The organism is Pseudomonas sp. TWR2-1-1, assembly GCF_049897045.1.
In the GTDB taxonomy this organism is placed as follows: domain Bacteria; phylum Pseudomonadota; class Gammaproteobacteria; order Pseudomonadales; family Pseudomonadaceae; genus Aquipseudomonas; species Aquipseudomonas versuta.
In genome coordinates this window covers 764,552-782,646 of the sequence record NZ_JAFCVM010000001.1, presented here as the reverse complement: position 1 = coordinate 782,646, position 18,095 = coordinate 764,552, and the positions used below count along the sequence as shown (strand labels likewise).

General features: G+C 56.2%; 15 protein-coding genes and 4 tRNA genes. 7 read left to right on the top strand and 12 right to left on the bottom strand.

The window, feature by feature from the left end; all coding sequences use genetic code 11:
- Positions 1–82: 82 nt before the first annotated feature.
- The 4 genes from ACP7BO_RS03760 to ACP7BO_RS03745 all read right to left on the bottom strand — a co-directional run bounded on the left by ACP7BO_RS03760 (position 83) and on the right by ACP7BO_RS03745 (position 644).
- Positions 83–159 (bottom strand) — tRNA-Asp (locus ACP7BO_RS03760).
- A 19-nt stretch (positions 160–178) separates the two neighbouring features.
- Positions 179–254 (bottom strand) — tRNA-Val (locus ACP7BO_RS03755).
- Between the two features lie 218 nt (positions 255–472).
- A tRNA-Asp gene (locus ACP7BO_RS03750) sits at positions 473–549 on the bottom strand.
- A 19-nt stretch (positions 550–568) separates the two neighbouring features.
- Positions 569–644: transfer RNA gene (locus ACP7BO_RS03745), tRNA-Val, on the bottom strand.
- A 160-nt stretch (positions 645–804) separates the two neighbouring features.
- Here ACP7BO_RS03745 and rdgC point away from each other — a divergent pair.
- The 3 genes from rdgC to sugE all read left to right on the top strand — a co-directional run bounded on the left by rdgC (position 805) and on the right by sugE (position 3,233).
- Complete coding sequence (gene rdgC / locus ACP7BO_RS03740; RefSeq protein ID WP_003442690.1) at positions 805–1,725, top strand: recombination-associated protein RdgC; 921 nt, start codon at positions 805–807, stop codon at positions 1,723–1,725.
- Between the two features lie 109 nt (positions 1,726–1,834).
- Positions 1,835–2,800, top strand: a complete 966-nt coding sequence (locus ACP7BO_RS03735; RefSeq protein WP_397455979.1) for a bile acid:sodium symporter family protein — start codon at positions 1,835–1,837, stop codon at positions 2,798–2,800.
- Positions 2,801–2,918: 118 nt separating this feature from the next.
- Positions 2,919–3,233 carry a quaternary ammonium compound efflux SMR transporter SugE gene (gene sugE / locus ACP7BO_RS03730; RefSeq protein WP_060691055.1) on the top strand — a complete coding sequence of 105 codons (315 nt, stop codon included), beginning with the start codon at positions 2,919–2,921 and terminating at the stop codon, positions 3,231–3,233.
- 82 nt (positions 3,234–3,315) lie between these two features.
- On the opposite strand, the gene ACP7BO_RS03725 is transcribed toward sugE, so the two are convergent.
- Together ACP7BO_RS03725 and ACP7BO_RS03720 are read right to left on the bottom strand one after the other, a co-directional pair.
- Entirely contained in the window at positions 3,316–5,190 is a 1,875-nt protein-coding gene (locus ACP7BO_RS03725; protein WP_426208920.1) for an MFS transporter, read from the bottom strand.
- 134 nt (positions 5,191–5,324) lie between these two features.
- Positions 5,325–6,476, bottom strand: a complete 1,152-nt coding sequence (locus ACP7BO_RS03720; protein ID WP_073508844.1) for a TDT family transporter — start codon at positions 6,474–6,476, stop codon at positions 5,325–5,327.
- A 238-nt stretch (positions 6,477–6,714) separates the two neighbouring features.
- Here ACP7BO_RS03720 and ACP7BO_RS03715 point away from each other — a divergent pair, with 238 nt between their 5' ends.
- Positions 6,715–10,185: a PAS domain-containing hybrid sensor histidine kinase/response regulator gene (locus ACP7BO_RS03715; RefSeq protein WP_426208665.1), complete on the top strand. Its 3,471-nt coding sequence runs from the start codon at positions 6,715–6,717 to the stop codon at positions 10,183–10,185.
- Between the two features lie 164 nt (positions 10,186–10,349).
- Here the strand turns inward: ACP7BO_RS03715 and rmuC are convergent, their stop codons facing one another.
- Both rmuC and ACP7BO_RS03705 read right to left on the bottom strand, forming a co-directional pair.
- Positions 10,350–11,714 carry a DNA recombination protein RmuC gene (rmuC, locus tag ACP7BO_RS03710; RefSeq protein WP_167344887.1) on the bottom strand — a complete coding sequence of 455 codons (1,365 nt, stop codon included), beginning with the start codon at positions 11,712–11,714 and terminating at the stop codon, positions 10,350–10,352.
- Between the two features lie 172 nt (positions 11,715–11,886).
- Positions 11,887–12,210 (bottom strand): hypothetical protein, encoded by a 324-nt coding sequence (locus ACP7BO_RS03705; RefSeq protein WP_073508957.1) that lies wholly within the window; start codon positions 12,208–12,210, stop codon positions 11,887–11,889.
- A gap of 984 nt (positions 12,211–13,194) precedes the next feature.
- Between ACP7BO_RS03705 and ACP7BO_RS03700 the strand changes: the two genes are divergently transcribed.
- The 3 genes from ACP7BO_RS03700 (at position 13,195) to ACP7BO_RS03690 (ending at position 15,593) form a co-directional block, all read left to right on the top strand.
- Entirely contained in the window at positions 13,195–13,419 is a 225-nt protein-coding gene (locus tag ACP7BO_RS03700) for a hypothetical protein (RefSeq protein WP_003442709.1), read from the top strand.
- A gap of 264 nt (positions 13,420–13,683) precedes the next feature.
- Positions 13,684–14,163: a hypothetical protein gene (locus tag ACP7BO_RS03695; protein ID WP_397455977.1), complete on the top strand. Its 480-nt coding sequence runs from the start codon at positions 13,684–13,686 to the stop codon at positions 14,161–14,163.
- Between the two features lie 146 nt (positions 14,164–14,309).
- Positions 14,310–15,593, top strand: coding sequence for an OmpP1/FadL family transporter (locus tag ACP7BO_RS03690; RefSeq protein WP_060691051.1), 1,284 nt, complete (start codon positions 14,310–14,312; stop codon positions 15,591–15,593).
- Positions 15,594–15,679: 86 nt separating this feature from the next.
- On the opposite strand, the gene ACP7BO_RS03685 is transcribed toward ACP7BO_RS03690, so the two are convergent.
- From ACP7BO_RS03685 to ACP7BO_RS03670, 4 genes are read right to left on the bottom strand one after another with little or no spacing between them, the layout of a single operon-like run.
- Complete coding sequence (locus ACP7BO_RS03685) at positions 15,680–16,231, bottom strand: glutathione peroxidase (protein WP_426208662.1); 552 nt, start codon at positions 16,229–16,231, stop codon at positions 15,680–15,682.
- A 55-nt stretch (positions 16,232–16,286) separates the two neighbouring features.
- On the bottom strand, positions 16,287–16,409 hold the full coding sequence (locus tag ACP7BO_RS03680; protein WP_257719959.1) for a hypothetical protein: 123 nt from the start codon (positions 16,407–16,409) through the stop codon (positions 16,287–16,289).
- A complete protein-coding gene (locus ACP7BO_RS03675) occupies positions 16,406–17,614 on the bottom strand; it encodes an MFS transporter (RefSeq protein WP_397455975.1) in 1,209 nt (402 codons plus the stop codon). Before ACP7BO_RS03675 ends, ACP7BO_RS03680 begins: the two co-directional genes overlap by 4 nt.
- A 52-nt stretch (positions 17,615–17,666) precedes the next feature.
- Positions 17,667–18,080, bottom strand: a complete 414-nt coding sequence (locus ACP7BO_RS03670) for a MarR family winged helix-turn-helix transcriptional regulator (RefSeq protein WP_397455974.1) — start codon at positions 18,078–18,080, stop codon at positions 17,667–17,669.
- Between the last annotated feature and the right edge of the window lie 15 nt (positions 18,081–18,095).

Below are 18,095 nucleotides of genomic sequence, written 5' to 3'. Positions count from 1 at the left end.
AAAACACACGCGCACAAAAAAGCCTGCACAAGGCAGGCTTTATTGCGTGTCACAAGCGTTCAAGGGGCTTGTGACTCTAATATGGCGCAGCGGACGGGACTCGAACCCGCGACCCCCGGCGTGACAGGCCGGTATTCTAACCGACTGAACTACCGCTGCGCGTAACACTGAAAGCGAATGGTGGGTGATGACGGGATCGAACCGCCGACCCTCTGCTTGTAAGGCAGATGCTCTCCCAGCTGAGCTAATCACCCTTTCACTTCACTCTCGTTGCGGGGCGCATTCTCTCACACTTTTTGTGTAAGTGGTTGTTTTTATTAAAGTTTTTTTCAAAACTCGGTAAAAACTTCCGTTTCCAACGCCCTGCTCTTTGATCCTGCAGCGAACTGCAAAATCGAAGCCTTTCAAGAAAAAGCCCGCATTCAGCGGGCTTCCCCTGACCACAAGCGTTCAAGGGCTTGTGGTTAAAATATGGCGCAGCGGACGGGACTCGAACCCGCGACCCCCGGCGTGACAGGCCGGTATTCTAACCGACTGAACTACCGCTGCGCGTAACACTGTGAGCGAATGGTGGGTGATGACGGGATCGAACCGCCGACCCTCTGCTTGTAAGGCAGATGCTCTCCCAGCTGAGCTAATCACCCTTTCACTCTCGGTGTGGCGCGCATTCTACGTAGCGACCTATAGTCTGGCAAGCACTTTTTAAAATAATTTTTCTAAGCCTGCCAAAGGGTTAGCGCAGGGTTGGCCTATGGCTCCATGAAGCGAATAATGCCTGCTTTGTATATAGGAGTGATTCACCCCATGTGGTTCAAAAACCTGCTTATCTATCGCCTGACCCAAGATCTGCCTTTTGATGCGCAGGTGCTGGAAACTGCACTGGCCACCAAACCGGCCCGCTCGTGTTCAAGCCAGGAATTAGCCACCTACGGTTTCGTTGCCCCTTTCGGCAAAGGTGAGGACGCACCGCTGGTTCACGTCAGCCAGGACTTCCTGCTGATCGCGGCCCGTAAAGAAGAACGCATTCTGCCAGGCAGCGTTGTACGTGATGCATTAAAGGACAAGGTCGAAGAGATCGAAGCCGAACAGATGCGCAAGGTCTATAAGAAGGAACGCGATCAGCTCAAGGATGAAATCATCCAGGCCTTCTTGCCCCGCGCCTTTATTCGTCGCTCGGCAACCTTTGCGGCCATCGCACCTAAACAGGGCCTGATCCTGGTCAATGCGTCCAGCCCTAAACGCGCCGAAGACTTGCTGTCGACCCTGCGTGAAGTCATCGGCTCGCTGCCGGTTCGCCCTCTGGCTGTGAAAATGGCTCCAAGCGCGGTCATGACTGAATGGGTCAAAACCCAAAAAGCTGCCGACAACTTCTTTGTCCTTGATGAATGCGAGTTGCGCGATACCCACGAAGACGGCGGCATCATCCGCTGCAAGCGTCAGGACCTGACCAGCGACGAAATTCAGCTGCACCTGAGCACCGGCAAGGTTGTGACTCAGCTGTCACTGGCCTGGCAAGACAAGCTGTCGTTCGTACTGGACGACAAACTGGTAGTCAAACGCCTCAAGTTTGAAGACCTGCTGCAAGATCAGGCAGAACAGGACGGCGGAGACGACGATCTGGGCCAGCAGGACGCCAGCTTCACCCTGATGATGCTGACTTTTGGCGAGTTCTTGCCACAGCTGTTCGAAGCACTGGGTGGTGAAGAGATTCCGCAGGGAATCTGATCCATCCATATCTGCTGCAGGAGCGAGCTTTTTCAATGCTGCAACGAAGATCTCGCGAACAAGCTCGCTCCTGCAGAGGGATATCTAATAATCACAATAAAGGAACACCATGCGTGCACTTGCTGCTTTAAGCCGCTTTGTCGGTAATACCTTCGCTTATTGGGTACTGATATTCGCCGTACTGGCGTTTCTTGAACCGGCCTGGTTCATCGGCCTTAAAGGCTTCATCGTGCCCCTGCTGGGCCTGGTGATGTTCGGCATGGGCCTGACCCTCAAACTCGAAGATTTCGCCGAGGTCGCCCGCCACCCATGGCGCGTGGCACTGGGCGTCATCGCTCATTTCGTGATCATGCCCGGCGTGGCGTGGTTGCTTTGCCAGGTTTTCCACCTGCCAGCGGAAATTGCCGTTGGCGTGATTCTCGTCGGCTGCTGCCCAAGCGGCACCTCTTCCAATGTCATGACCTGGCTGGCACGGGGCGATCTGGCCCTGTCCGTAGCCATTGCCGCTGTCACCACCCTGCTCGCTCCGCTGCTGACGCCGGCGCTGATCTGGTTGCTGGCATCGGCGTGGCTACCGGTTTCCTTCATGGAACTGTTCTGGTCGATTCTGCAGGTAGTGCTGCTGCCGATCGTGCTGGGCGTTCTGGCTCAGCGATTGCTGGGGGCACGGGTGCGCTTCGCGGTTGACGTACTGCCGCTGGTCTCGGTGATCAGTATTGTGATTATCGTCGCCGCCGTGGTCGCGGCCAGTCAGGCGCAGATCGCCAAGTCAGGCTTGCTGATCATGGCCGTGGTAATCCTGCACAACAGCTTCGGCTATTTGCTGGGTTACTTTACCGGTCGCCTGTTCAAGCTGCCCCTGGCCCAGCGTAAATCCCTGGCACTGGAAGTCGGCATGCAGAACTCGGGCCTGGGGGCCGCATTGGCCAGTGCGCACTTCTCGCCCCTGGCGGCAGTACCCAGCGCACTGTTTAGCGTGTGGCACAACATCTCCGGGGCACTGCTTTCGACGTATTTCCGGCGCATGAGCGAGAAGGAAGACCGCATCGCGGCACAAAAAGCGGCTACAGAATGACACTTCGGGGTTGTCTGGCAGATTAATCATGTGCAATATACTGCGCACTGCGAGGACGACCTCGCGACTCATCGAGTGATTACTCCGGGGACGACCCCATCAGTTGATGGAGATTGCAATGTCCTGGATTATTCTGTTTTTTGCCGGCCTGTTTGAAGTTGGCTGGGCCGTCGGCCTGAAATACACAGACGGCTTCAGTCGCCCGCTCCCTACGGCGCTGACTGTAGGCGCCATGATTATCAGCCTCGGCTTGCTCGGGCTGGCCATGAAAGAGCTGCCACTGGGCACTGCCTATGCAATCTGGACCGGGGTTGGCGCAGTCGGCACCGTGATCGCCGGGATCATCCTGTTTGGCGAATCCATGGCGCTGTTCCGACTGGCCAGTGTTGCGCTGATCATTGCCGGCCTGGTCGGCCTCAAAATGAGCGCTTAAGCAGGCACCCTTTGCACGCGATGGCATCGACCCGCTCAATGCCATCGCTGGCAAGCCAGCTCCCACCCCGAGCAGGCAATATCTACCTCTTCTGTGCCCGCAACTCACTGACCCTTTCTCTCAAGACCTGCTGCGTGGCCTCCCTGGCCGGTATCGGCGCACCCGCCACCAGCGTCACCCGCGACCAGAGTCGATGGAACAACCCCTTGTGCGGATCCCGGCTGAAGAAGCTGCCCCACAACCCTTGCAACGCCATCGGAATCACCGGCACCGGCGTACGCTCCAGAATCCGCGTCACCCCCGCCTTGAACTCGCCAATCTCGCCGTCGGTGGTCAGCTTGCCCTCGGGAAAGATGCACACCAGCTCGCCATCTTCCAGATACCGGGCAATGCGGCTGAACGCTTTTTCATAAATCGCTTCATCTTCAGCACGCCCGGCAATCGGAATCGTGCCCGCAGTACGAAAGATAAAGTTGAGTACCGGCAGATCGTAGATTTTGTAATACATCACAAAGCGAATTGGCCGACGTACAGCACCACCAATCAATAGCGCATCGACAAACGAAACGTGGTTGCACACCAGCAACGCGGCGCCTTCGTCCGGAATCAGCTGCAGATTCTTGTGCTCCACGCGATACATGGAATGGCTGAGCAGCCAGATCATGAAGCGCATGCTGAATTCAGGAACGATTTTGAAAATGTAAGTGTTGACCGCGATATTCATCACCGAGACCACCAGGAACAACTCGGGAATCGTCAGCTTGGCCACGCTCAGCAGCAGGATGGTGACTATTGCAGACACCACCATAAACAGTGCATTGAGGATGTTGTTGGCAGCGATCACCCGCGCCCGCTCGTTTTCGGCCGTGCGCGACTGGATCAGCGCATACAGCGGCACAATGTAGAAACCGCCAAACACGCCCAACCCGAGAATATCGAACAACACCCACCAGGCCTGGCTGAAGCCCAGAACGCCCAGCCAGTCATTGGCTTGAATGTTTTGCGGCATGTGCCCCGAATGCCACCACAGCAACAGGCCAAACAGGGTCAGACCAAACGAGCCAAAGGGCACCAGGCCAATCTCGACCTTACGCCCCGAGAGCTTTTCACACAGCATCGAGCCCAGTGCAATACCCACCGAAAACACCGTCAGAATCAGGGTCACTACGGTTTCATCGCCATACAGCCAGTCTTTGGCGTAGGCCGGGATTTGCGTCAGGTAAATCGCACCTACAAACCAGAACCATGAGTTTCCGACGACAGAACGCGACACTGCAGGAGTCTGGTTTAACCCCATTCGCAGGGTAGCCCAGGACTCGCGGAAGATATTCCAGTTCAACTTCAGATCCGGCGTATCAGCCGCAGCCCGCGGAATTGCGCGGCTGGCCAGATAGCCGAGCACCGCAACCGAAACGATCACCACGGACACAACCACCGTGTAGTGACTGGATGAGAGCATGATCCCGGCGCCAATGGTGCCGGCCAGAATCGAGAGGAAGGTCCCCATCTCGACCAGACCATTACCCCCCACCAGTTCATCCTCATGCAGGGTCTGGGGCAGGATCGAATACTTCACCGGCCCAAACAGTGCCGAGTGAGTCCCCATCGCGAACAGCGCGACCAGCATCAACGCCAGGTGATCGAAGGCAAAACCGATTGCGCCTACGACCATGATCGCAATTTCACCCAGCTTGATCAGCCGGATCAGACGATCCTTCGGGTACTTCTCGCCAAACTGTCCGGCCAGTGCCGAGAACAAAAAGAAAGGCACTATAAAGAGCAGCGCACACAGGTTGATCCAGATCCCGCGATCACCTTCGATGTTCAACTTATAAAGGATGGCCAGAATCAGCGACTGTTTAAACAGGTTGTCATTGAGTGCACCCAAGGACTGGGTCACGAAGAACGGCAGGAAGCGGCGCTTCCTCAGCAAACTGAACTGCGAGGGGTGACTCATCATCCATGTACTCACGTTGCGCCGAACGGCTTTCTCATTGGAGAGCCGTTGTATCACTCAGGGCACAACCTTGCTCAGGTTCTGTAGCAAAAACAGCCTGTTCAGCCGTTTGGTGCAGAACCTGAGCGCCAGACCTACTTCTTCAGCCCGGCAATGCAGGGCGACACAAACAACTCGCCACGGTAGGCCCCCTGCACGGTTCGCGTGCCCACGATCAACCACATCAGCGCCAACAACATCACCAGCACGCAACCGGCCACATCAAAGAAGGCAAGGTGCAGAACACTGCCCAGACGCAGGGTGGCCAATGAGTACACGCCCAGCGGGAAGGTAAAGCCCCACCACCCCAGGTTGAACGGGATGCCTGCACGGAAATAGCGTGCCGTGATCATTAATGCCATCACGATCCACCACAAGCCAACGCCCCACAGAATCACCCCGGAGATAAGGCCCAGGCCCTCGACTATTTCACCGATCCGCCCCAGGCCATTGGCCGCAAAGATCGCAGGAGCATCGGCCCCCAACAGCAGCAAACCCAGGGCGCCGGTGCCAATTGGTCCCAAAGCCAGCCAGCTTGAGGCGGCCATGCTTTCGTGGGGCAATTTATGCAGCGCCATGCGCAGAATCAAAATAGTCAGAATACTGAATGCCACCGGCACCGAGAATGCCCACAGCACATAGCTGGTAATCAACACATGAAACTGCGCGAGGGTGTCGCTCAAATGGGGCGCCAGCAGCCCGCCGCTGGCCGCGGCTACCTCCGCCGCCACCACTGGCAACAACCACACCGCGGTCATTTGATCGATGCTGTGGTCCTGCCGGGTAAACATCAGGTAAGGAATCAGCACCCCGAAACCCAGGGCCATGGCGACATCAATCCACCACAACAGCTCGGCCACCTGCACCATGTCGCTGCCCCAACGCGGCACTCCAAACACCAGAAAACCATTGATGATGGTCGCAAGCCCCATGGGAATGGTGCCGAAAAACATCGACACAGTGGAATGCCCGAAAATACGCCGCGCTTCGTCGAAGTACAGCACCCAGCGCGCGCCATAAAGCACGCTGAACAGAATGAACAAGACAATATTGAACAGCCATAACCCTTCAGCAAACACATGTATGCCAGGGATATGCACCGGCAGCTGGGCCAATGCCAACGCCAGGACTCCCGTCCCCATGGTCGCTGCAAACCAGTTAGGCGTGAACTGGCGGATCACCTCACGGGGGTGCTGCAACTGGCTGAACGGCCTCAAACCGGGCTTGGCTTTATTTGGGCAAATCATGGATTCCTCCTGTTCCTCGTATGAGGTGACCCTAGAGTAGAACCAAATCGAATATCTATATAACGGGTAATTTCTCTAACTGTTATCTGTTTTATAGATAATCACTTAATCCCTGGGTTTAACCACCGCGACACATGGCCACGCTCAGACCATAGTCGACACTGACGGGCTTCAGACATCATGCGAGACTAGCCTGCCGCAGCCGGATTGCTGCGGCCTTACACCTCCAGGAGTCACCATGTCGCTGTCCAGCGGGCTCATTGCCGCCGTCGCCCTGGCCTATATGGCCATCATGTTTGCCATTGCCTTTTATGGTGACCGGCGCAGCAAACCGCTGCCGCCGCGGGTTCGCGCATGGGTCTATAGCTTGTCGCTGGCGGTGTACTGCACCAGCTGGACGTTCTTCGGCGCTGTAGGCCAGGCCGCCGAGCAGCTTTGGGCGTTTTTGCCTATCTACCTGGGGCCGGTGCTGCTACTGGTGTGCGCGCCCTGGGTCCTGCAAAAGATGGTGCTGATCAGCAAGCAGGAGAACATCACCTCGATTGCAGACTTTATTGCCGCCCGCTACGGCAAGTCCCAGTCATTGGCGATTGTGGTGGCGCTGATCTGTCTGGTGGGGGTATTGCCCTACATCGCCCTGCAGCTAAAGGGCATTGTGCTCGGCGTCAATCTGCTGATAGGGGCCGGGGCGGATGCAACAGGGACCAGTGCCCAGGACACCGCACTGATTGTGTCCTTGGTGCTGGCGCTGTTTACCATTGTATTTGGCACGCGCAACCTCGATGCCACCGAACACCACCGCGGCATGGTGCTGGCGATTGCCTTCGAGTCGCTGGTCAAACTGTTCGCCTTTCTCGCCGTCGGCGCCTTTGTAACCTACGGCCTGTATGACGGTTTCGACGACTTGTTCAATCAGGCGATGCTCGCGCCGCGCCTGGAGCAGTACTGGCAAGAAACCATCAACTGGCCTTCGATGGTGGTGCAGACCGGTGTGGCCATGATGGCAATCATCTGCCTACCCCGGCAGTTTCACGTCACTGTGGTTGAAAACATCGAGCCACGCGACTTGCAACTGGCCAAATGGGTGTTCCCGGCCTACCTGATTCTGGCGGGCCTGTTCGTGGTACCGATTGCGCTGGCCGGGCAGATGCTGCTGCCCAGTTCGGTACTGCCTGACTCGTTCGTGATCAGCCTGCCACTGGCCCAGGCTCATCCGGCACTGGCATTGCTGGCATTCATTGGCGGCGCATCGGCCGCCACCGGCATGGTGATTGTGGCCAGCGTCGCGCTGTCGACCATGGTTTCCAACGACATGCTGCTGCCCTGGCTGCTGCGGCATAAAAACGCCGAACGGCCGTTCGAAGTGTTCCGCCACTGGATGCTTTCGGTGCGCCGCGTGTCGATTGTAGTGATTCTGCTGCTGGCTTATGTCAGCTACCGCCTGCTGGGTTCGACCGCCAGCCTCGCTACCATCGGCCAGATTGCCTTTGCTGCAGTCACCCAGCTGGCCCCTGCCATGCTCGGCGCCCTGTACTGGAAGCAAGCCAACCGCCGGGGGGTATTTGCCGGCCTGGCTACCGGGACCTTCATCTGGTTCTACACCCTGGTGCTGCCTCTTATCGCCCACAGCGTCGGCTGGAATTTAAGCCATTTCCCGGGCCTGGCCTGGCTTCACAGCAACCCGCTGGGGCTGTCGATCACGCCACTGACCCAAGGCGTGGTGTTATCGCTGGCCGGTAACTTCACCCTGTTTGCCTGGGTCTCGGTGGTGTCTCGCACCCGCGTTTCGGAGCACTGGCAAGCCGGGCGCTTTATTGGCCAGGAACTGAGCAGCCACCCGGGCGGGCGCTCCATGCTCGCGGTACAGATCAACGACTTGCTGACACTGGCCGCACGTTTTGTCGGTGAGGAGCGGGCCCACCAGAGCTTTATTCGTTTCGCTTATCGCCAGGGCAAAGGCTTTAACCCTAATCAAAACGCCAATGGCGAGTGGATCGCCCATACGGAACGCCTGCTGGCCGGGGTGCTCGGCGCTTCCTCGACCCGCGCAGTGGTCAAGGCGGCCATTGAAGGTCGGGAAATGCAGCTTGAAGATGTGGTGCGCATTGCCGACGAAGCATCGGAAGTATTGCAGTTCAACCGTGCACTACTGCAGGGCGCGATTGAAAACATCACCCAGGGGATTAGCGTGGTCGATCAGTCGCTCAAGCTGGTGGCCTGGAATCGTCGCTATCTGGAGCTCTTCAACTACCCGGACGGACTGATCAGCGTAGGACGCCCGATTGCCGACATCATTCGTCACAATGCTGAACGCGGCCTGTGCGGCCCCGGAGAAGCCGAAGTGCATGTGGCCCGTCGCCTGCACTGGATGCGCCAGGGCCGGGCGCATACCTCCGAACGCCTGTTCCCCAATGGCCGGGTTATCGAACTGATCGGCAACCCCATGCCGGGGGGCGGTTTTGTCATGAGTTTCACTGACATTACCGCGTTCCGCGAAGCCGAACAGGCACTGACCGAGGCCAACGAAGGGCTTGAACAGCGGGTGGCCGAGCGAACCCATGAGTTGTCGCAGCTCAATCAGGCACTGACGGATGCCAAAGGGGTGGCCGAATCGGCCAACCAGTCGAAAACCCGCTTCCTGGCAGCTGTCAGTCATGACCTGATGCAACCCATGAACGCCGCACGCCTATTCTCCGCAGCCCTGTCACATCAAGAAGAGGGGCTTAACCCGGAAGCGCAAAAACTGGTACAGCACCTGGACAGTTCCTTGCGTTCAGCCGAAGACCTGATCAGTGACCTGCTGGATATTTCACGCCTGGAAAACGGAAAGATAACCCCGGACATCAAGCCTTTTGCCCTTAATGACCTGTTTGACACCTTGGGAAATGAGTTCACCGCCCAGGCTCAGGAACAAGGTTTGAGCTTCAGAGTGCGCGGCAGCCGTTTGCGGGTCAGTAGCGACATCAAACTGCTGCGACGCATTCTGCAGAACTTCCTGACCAATGCCTTCCGCTACGCCAAAGGACCGGTGCTGTTGGGTGTGCGTCGCCGAGGTGGCGAGCTGTGCCTTGAGGTGTGGGATCGGGGCCCGGGTATTCCCGCCGACAAGCTGCAAGTCATTTTTGAAGAGTTCAAACGCCTGGATAGCCACCAGACCCGTGCCGAAAAAGGCCTGGGCCTGGGCCTGGCGATTGCAGACGGCTTGTGTCACGTGCTCGGGCATACCCTGCAAGTGCGCTCGTGGCAGGGTAAAGGCAGCGTATTCAGCGTCAGCGTGCCACTGGCCAAAACCCAGGCGGCGCCTCAGCCCGTGGTTGCCGAACAAAACGGCCAGCCTATCAATGGCGCCCAAGTGCTGTGCATCGATAACGAAGACAGCATTCTGATCGGCATGCAGAGCTTACTGACACGCTGGGGCTGCCGGGTCTGGACCGCACGCAATCGCGACGAATGCGCAGCCCTGCTCAACGAGGGCGTGCGTCCGCAACTGGTGCTGGTTGATTACCATCTGGATGGCGGCGAAGTCGGCACCGATCTGATGCGCTGGCTGCGTGCCCGACTGGGCGAACCGGTGCCTGGCGTGGTAATCAGCGCTGATGGACGGCCGGAGATGATTGCCGAGGTGCATGCAGCAGGCCTGGAATACCTGCCCAAGCCGGTAAAACCTGCGGCTTTGAGGGCTCTGCTGAGCCGGCATGTGCCGCTGTAATCGAGGCAGAAGCGGATCCCGTAGCAGCTGCCGCAGGCTGCGTCCGACGGCGTAGCCGTCGTAAAGTCGGGCGCGGCAGTGTGCCAAACAGATCCAGGTTTCAGAATTAACGATCACTGCGCAATCGGACGCAGCCTGCGGCAGCTGCTACGGGCCTGGCGTGCTTACTCAGCCGGATGCGCTACGCCATCCACATCCGTCATCGCCCGCTCCAGCAGGTCAGCAGGCAAGCTTTTGCTGGCCCTGGCGCCCAGCAGCTTGAGCTGCTCGCTGCGACTGACAAGGTTGCCTCGGCCTTCTGTCAGCTTGTTACGCGCAGCTGCGTAGGCTTTATCCAATTGCTGCAGACGATTACCGACTTCATCCAGGTCCTGAATGAACAGCACAAACTTGTCGTACAGCCAGCCTGCCCGCTCTGCAATTTCCCGCGCGTTTTGACTTTGCCGTTCCTGCTTCCACAGGCTGTCAATTACCCGCAAGGTAGCGAGCAAGGTGGTGGGGCTGACAATCACAATGTTGCGGTCAAAGGCCTCCTGGAACAGGTTAGGCTCGGCTTGCAATGCGGCGGAAAAAGCTGCCTCGATCGGTACAAACAACAACACGAAGTCCAGGCTGTGCAGGCCTTCGAGTCGCTTATAGTCTTTACCGGCCAGGCCTTTTACATGATTGCGTAACGACAGCACATGCTGCTTGAGTGCCGCCTGCCCAATAACATCGTCATCGGCACCTACGTATTGCTGATACGCCGTGAGGCTGACCTTGGAGTCGACCACTACCTGTTTGTCACCCGGCAGCATGATCAGGACATCCGGTTGAAAACGCTCACCGTCCGGCCCCTTGAGGCTGACCTGTGTCTGGTACTCGCGGCCCTTCTCAAGCCCTGCGTGTTCAAGCACCCGCTCCAGAATCAACTCACCCCAGTTACCCTGGGTTTTTTGGCCTTTGAGGGCGCGGGTCAGATTGGTGGCTTCATCACTCAGGCGCAGATTGAGTTGCTGCAGTCGCTCCAGCTCTTTACCCAGCGAAAATCGTTCCCGGGCTTCTTGCTGATAGCTTTCTTCGACACGCTTTTCAAACGACTGAATGCGCTCCTTTAAAGGGTCGAGCAACTGCCCCAGGCGCTCGCTGCTGGTGTCGGCGAAACGCTGCTCACGCTCATCGAAAATCTTGCCGGCAAGCTCTGCAAACTGAGCCCGCAGCTCATCACGCGAGCCTTGCAGGTCGCTTAATCGTTGTTGATGACTGTCTTGTTGCTCGCGCAACTCAGCCGCCAACGCCGCCGCATGAGCGTCCAGGCGACGCAATTCGGCCTCTTTCTGGCTGCGCTCCAGACTCCAGGCATGCGCTGCATCTCGCGCATTGTCGCGTTCGAGTTGCGACAACTCGACCTCTCGCCGCAAGGCCGCCAGCTCTGCCTGCTTGGCAGCATTGGCCTGGCCCAGATCACTGATTTCATCACGACTGGCCTCCAGTTGGGCGCTCAGACCTTCCTGAGCCAACTGCGCCGTATTCAAACGCTCATTGAGCATCGCCAGTTCAGCTTGAAGGGTACTGGCGCGACGCTGCACCTGCCATAAAACTGCCAACAGCGGTATGCCCGCCAATGCCAGGCCCAGCAAAATGCTGCTCAAATCCAGGGCCATAGCCCCTCCGCACTAGATAAAAGAGCAAGGGTAACCAAGCAACAGGAGCGAAGACAGCTCAGTCTTCTATTTTGCTCAGTTCCTGTTGCGCGACGCGATCTCCGGCACGGGCAGCCTGGCGCAAGAGCTCATGACCGATCCGCTGATCCCTGGCACTCCCGCAATCACGGCACATCAATTGCCCAAGCCGGCTCTGGGCCAGAACCACGCCTTGTCGTGCAGGTTGTTTCAGCAAATGGCCGGCAACGTGCTTGACGCTGGGCTTGGCGCCTAATCGAGGGTTATCCAGTAACCAGATGGCCACCCGCAGAGAAAAACGTTTTGGGGGTTCTGATGGCGTATTGGGGCGAGTAACGGAGGAAGTAGCTGTACGAAACTTCATATGACACTGTAGGGCAGAACAGAAGGCGCGCAACTTTACTCCTTTTTTCGTGAGGGTAAAGCCGAAAAACACTACACCCGCGATCTAGAGCAAGTGCACGGGACAATCCACAGATCCTGTGGATAAGTCAGTGGACAACCCGCATTTAACCCCCGCAAACGCCCACCCTGCGGGGCCTCGGGTCAAACTGACGATTTTTTCACCAATTAAAAAAAACGATGTTTTTCATTGACTTAAATTTAGCGAGCAGGCTAGGAGCGCGTGTTCTCTGGCCCGTGCAGTGATTCAATGCGCAGCACCTAAAATGTGCACAAGTTCACACCCGCCCCAGGAAACAGGTCTGATACAGAGCAAAAACTCTAGGCAAGCGCACTTGTATTGAGCAACGGCCAAGCCTCCTCAGAACCCCGATACGCTGTCCATCCAGGTCTGGCATTCCAGTAGAAACGAGCTATATCTCCCACCTGCCCATGCCGTTGCGCACTGGTGCCGATAATCGCTGCAGAGGGCTAAATAACGTATTTTTTGCTAGCACACTTGCGTTTAAATTTTCAACCCGTTAGTATCCGCAGCGTTAGTACCAAGCTGAAAGTCAATTCGGGCCGAACAAATCCCTCAAGCACTCTTCCATAAATGAAGACATGCTGACAAAACGGGATCGACCCCCTCGATGGTTTCCAGGTAAATCTTGCGACGATACTGCCTTTGAAAAGCAAAGGGTACCGCGAAGTTTTTACTCTGACCGAACCAACCTGCAAATTGATCAGGATCTTCACCCGGAGCACGGAACCTTAGCTCCAGTTGTGATTGCCTGCCCTCCTAAGTACCTACCTGCCAGCCCAAGCGCCACATAATTAATGCGCTCCAACTGGCGGCTTTGTTCCAGTCAGGTTCTTCGTCCAGCCAAAGATGGCTCGACGTCACTGGAACGTTTTAACGCTGCACAGCTCTAAGCTGTGTCATTTGTAGGAACACCTAATAACTATGTCTACTCAAATCCATACTCAGGATGCCATTCGCACCCTAACCAACGCCTTTGCTCCAATGAACTGCCTGATTATGGCCGCTCGCAAAGGATGCTTCAGCTTCACTCTGGTCAACGAACACGGTATCGCTCGTCACAGCGAACGCCTGTACCCCGATCAATATTCCAGCGCAGCACCTCTGCAAGCTGTGATCGAGCGTACTCGTCAGGCACTTATTGCCTGATCTGATAAGCGACAACACAACAAGCCCTGCCTGATCCGCAGGGCTTTTTATTGCTAAAAATTTAAGAAATATCCTGCATTGTTTAATTACCTGCGGATATATAGCGCACAACTCGAAGCCACTAATGTTTTAAAAACAGTCCTTTAGAGCAAATATATGACACTACACTTCAACTCAAGCGGCTAATCCGCTTCCGGCGAGCCCTACCGACTCACTGCTGCCAAGCAAATGGGCACGCCGGCCATTTCAGCCGTCGAGGACGATATGGGTATCGCTGCCAGAGAGTTGTCTCTTTATGTCATTCGGCCAACATTGAGGTATCTGGGCCAGAACAATCCGGATGCAGAAGCTTTGTTGCTGGGTATTGCTGCCAGCCAGTCAAGCCTGGGCTCTGCCCTGCACGACCGGCGCGGTCATGGCCTGTATTGCATTCGCGAAGCCAGCCACGCAGCTTTGTGGGACCGGTATCTGGCGCAAGACCCCGATCTGGCCAGCCTGATTCGCGGACTGGCCAGTCAGCATGCATTCTTATGCAGCCCCCATTTGGAACTCACAGTTAATTTACGTTACGCAACGGCCATTGCGTGGCTGCTGATTGAACAGCAACAAGTAATCATCCCCGCTGCAGATGACCTGCTCGGTATGGCAAGAGTTTGGCGCCAAGCCTTTGAACCACAAGGACGTTTGCGTGATTTCACTCACGCCTGGAACAACTTTGTTTCTCCTCTCAATCATGTCGCTTGAGATTTCGTCCACACACAATAATATTTAAATGATCGAAAACCGGTCGGATTGTCCTACAAAACAACGTTAACTTCTGCGATTTAGCCTATAGCGCTTAAACAAAAATGTTGGTAGTTTTCGTCCGGTGATCAAAAGGAGTTCTAATAATGAAAAAAGTAATGCTCAAGACCACACTTGGCCTCGCCGTAACCTTGGCTTCCAGCCAGATTTTCGCAAGTGGCTTCGCCCTCAACGAACAAAGCGTTAGCGGTATGGGGACCGGTTTCGCAGGTCGTTCATCTTCAGCCGACGATGCAAGTACCGTATTTGGTAACCCTGCCGGCATGTCCCGCTTGAATGGTCAGCAAGTAACCGGTGGCATCGCTGTTATCGACGCTTCGACCGATATTAAAGATGCGCAAGGTAAATACCCTGGCACCAATAAAGGTGACATGGTTCCATTCACTGGCGTTCCGATGGGTTTCTATACCAACAAGCTCAATGACCAGTGGGCTGTAGGTTTCGGTGTTTATGCACCTTTCGGTCTCGTTACCGATTATGAAGGCGGTTTCCAGGGCCGAGCTTTCGGCAAAAAGAGTGAAGTAAAGGTTATTACGCTGCAACCGACAGTCAGCTATGCCTTTAACGACAAGGTTTCGGTGGGTTTCGGTCCAACCATTAACCGTATCTCCGGCGCACTTGAGTCAGACCTCACGGTCCTCAACCCGGCTTTCGGCGATACCAATGTAAAAGTTAAAGGAACTGATACCGCGTTGGGCTTCAATATCGGCGTTCTGGTGCAAGCGACAGACACCACCCGTATTGGTCTTACCTATCACTCCAAAGTGAGCTACAAGCTTGAAGGCCACACCAATGTGACGGCGGGGGCCAATACCCCGGCTTCATTGATGAAAAGCAATCGCTATGACGCCTCGCTGTCCATCGACACTCCAGAATCCTACGACCTGTCTGTGACTCAAGACCTGTCCGATGCCTGGAAAGTCTATGCAGGTTCGACCTGGACTCGCTGGAGCCGCCTGAAGGACATCACCATCAATAACGACGGTGTTAGCCCTGCAGCTTCGGGGGCGGTAGGTTCGCAACTGTTCGGCTCGATCAAGGAAGAGCAGAACTGGCACGATACCTGGGCCTATGCGATCGGTACTTCATACCAGTTGAACAAGCAGTGGGTACTGCGTACCGGCTTGACGTGGGATCAGTCGCCAACCAACAACGAGAACCGTTCACCACGTATCCCTACCGGCGACCGTACAGTCTTCAGCCTGGGTGCGGGTTATGCAGTTAACGAAAACCTGGCCATTGACGTTGCTTACTCTTACCTGAAAGAAGAATCAGTCAAAGTTAATGACTCGAACGCTCTTAACAGCTACAGCGCCAAATATGAAAACAGCGCTAACGGCTTTGCAGTAGGCGCAACCTACAAGTTCTGATTCATCGCGAACCTGAAGGGCTCGCCGACTGAATTAAAAAATCCCCGTTCTCGTTACCGAGACGGGGATTTTTTAATGAGTGACATTCAGGGTGTTGAAGCAATGGCTTTTTCTATCGCCTCAATCAATTCGGGGCTGTCGGGTTTACTCAGACTCGAAAAGCTGGCAACGACATTGCCTTTGCGATCCACAACATATTTGTAGAAATTCCACTTCGGCGCACTGCTCTGTTCAGCCAGCACTTTAAACAAATGCACAGCGTCAGGACCACGAACATGTTGCGGATCAATCATGGTGAACGTTACACCGTAATTAACGTAACAGACCTTGGCTGTTTCTTCGCCGTCCTTGGCCTCTTGTTTAAAGTCATTGGACGGCACGCCAATCAACTCCAGCCCCTGTCCTTTAAAACGCTGATGCAATGCCTCAAGCCCTTTGAACTGAGGGGCAAAGCCACAAAAGCTCGCAGTATTAACGATCAACAGCGGCTTTGCGGCGAAGCGTTGGCACAGATCGATAGATTCTTTGGCCCGCAACTTTGGCAATGAACCTTCCAGTAGCGGCGGACACTGCGCCGCCCATACAGAACCGGTGCAAACAAACAACAATACGGGCATTGCAATCCAGCGCTTTAGCATTATGAAAGTCCTTTAAATAGAGACAGACACAGAACTTACTCGCCCCGACAACCCGCTAGCAAGCACCCATGCCCAACTGCATCAGTGCCAGCCCGCCTTGATGCCAGCCCCACCACGCCAGGGTCAGCAGTAATAAACCGCCGCCCAAACCCACCCACCATAGCCATGCCGGACTCACGCAATACTCCCCTGCGCCTGCAACCGGGCGACGGGGCGCTCGCGCACCGGCCAGTTCAGGGCAGCCGCCAAAAGACTCAACAAGATCGATACCTGCCAGATCAAATCGTAACTACCGGTTCGATCATAGACCACACCCCCCAGCCAGCCGCCGAGGAATGCACCCAACTGATGGAACAGAAACACGATCCCGCCCAGCATTGACAGGTTACGCACACCAAACATGGTAGCGACCGTGCCATTGGTCAGCGGCACTGTCGACAACCACAAAAAGCCCATGCTCATACCGAACAGGTAGGCACTGAACTGCGTCACCGGCGCCCACAGGAACAACACGATAACCACTGCTCGCGCCAGGTACAGACTGGTCAGCAAGCGCGGCTTTGACATACGGCCGCCCAGCCAGCCGGCAGTGTAGGTGCCGAATATATTGAACAGACCAATCAGCGCCAGCACCGTCGTGCCAACGGTGGCAGGCAAATGCTGATCCACCAGATAGGCCGGCAGGTGAATCCCGATAAACACCACCTGAAACCCGCAGACAAAAAAGCCGAAGGACAACAACCAGAACCCGGAATGCGAGCAGGCCTCACGCAGCGCTTGCTTGAGCGTTTGCTCGCCACCCAGACTCGGCAGGGGACGATCTTTGAGCATGCTCACCAAGGGCACGATCAGCGCCACCAGCAACCCCAACACCAGCAACGCCGACGACCAGCCGAGCCAGCCAATCAGACCCAGCGTGCCGGGCAACATGGCGAACTGACCGAACGAACCCGCCGCACTGGCAATCCCCATGCCCATGCTGCGCTTTTGCGCAGGCAAGGCGCGCCCTACCACACCCAGAATCACCGAGAAGGAAGTGCCGGACAGCCCGATACCGATCAACAAACCTGCACTCAGCGATAAGGTCATCAACGAGTCAGACATGCCCATCAGGATCAAACCTGCGGCATACAAAATGCCACCCACGATCACAACTCTGGCGGCGCCGAAGCGATCAGCCAGTGCACCGGTGAACGGTTGCGCCAAGCCCCAGATCAAGTTCTGCAGAGCAATGGCAAACGCAAAGACCTCGCGCCCCCAACCAAACTGAGCACTCATCGGCGGCAGAAACAGCCCGAATCCATGCCTCACCCCCAAAGACAGCGCCAAAATCAATGCACTGCCCAAAAGCACCCACCCGCTGGTACGCCACACCGATGTCATTTTTATTCTCCTGATGCGGGTATATACCCATTTTTATTCGTGTAAAGGGCCCTTAATCCGGGCCCGCCAAGTCATCCAGAAGCTGCAGCAGTTGCTCGCGCCGGTCTTCCCCCAAACGATCAATCAATCGCTGCTGCGCGGCCTCCCAGGCCGGCAACGCTGCCTCAAGCCGCTCCTCCCCGGCCCTGGTCAGGCATACCAGGCGATTACGGTGGTCCTCGCCCTCAGCCAGCTTCACCAGGCCTGCATTCTCCAGCACCCGCAAGTTGCGCCCTAACGTACTGCGGTCCAACCCCATGGCTTCAGCCAGGCTGGAAATACTCGGTTGATCCAGACGCTTGAGATTGCACAACAAGGAATACTGGGCAACGTTGATTCCGAAGCCATCAAGAGCGCCGTCGTAATGCCTGCTGATGCCACGCGAAGCGCGACGCAGATTGGTGCATAAACACTGGGTTGGTAACATTTTGTATGTATATAC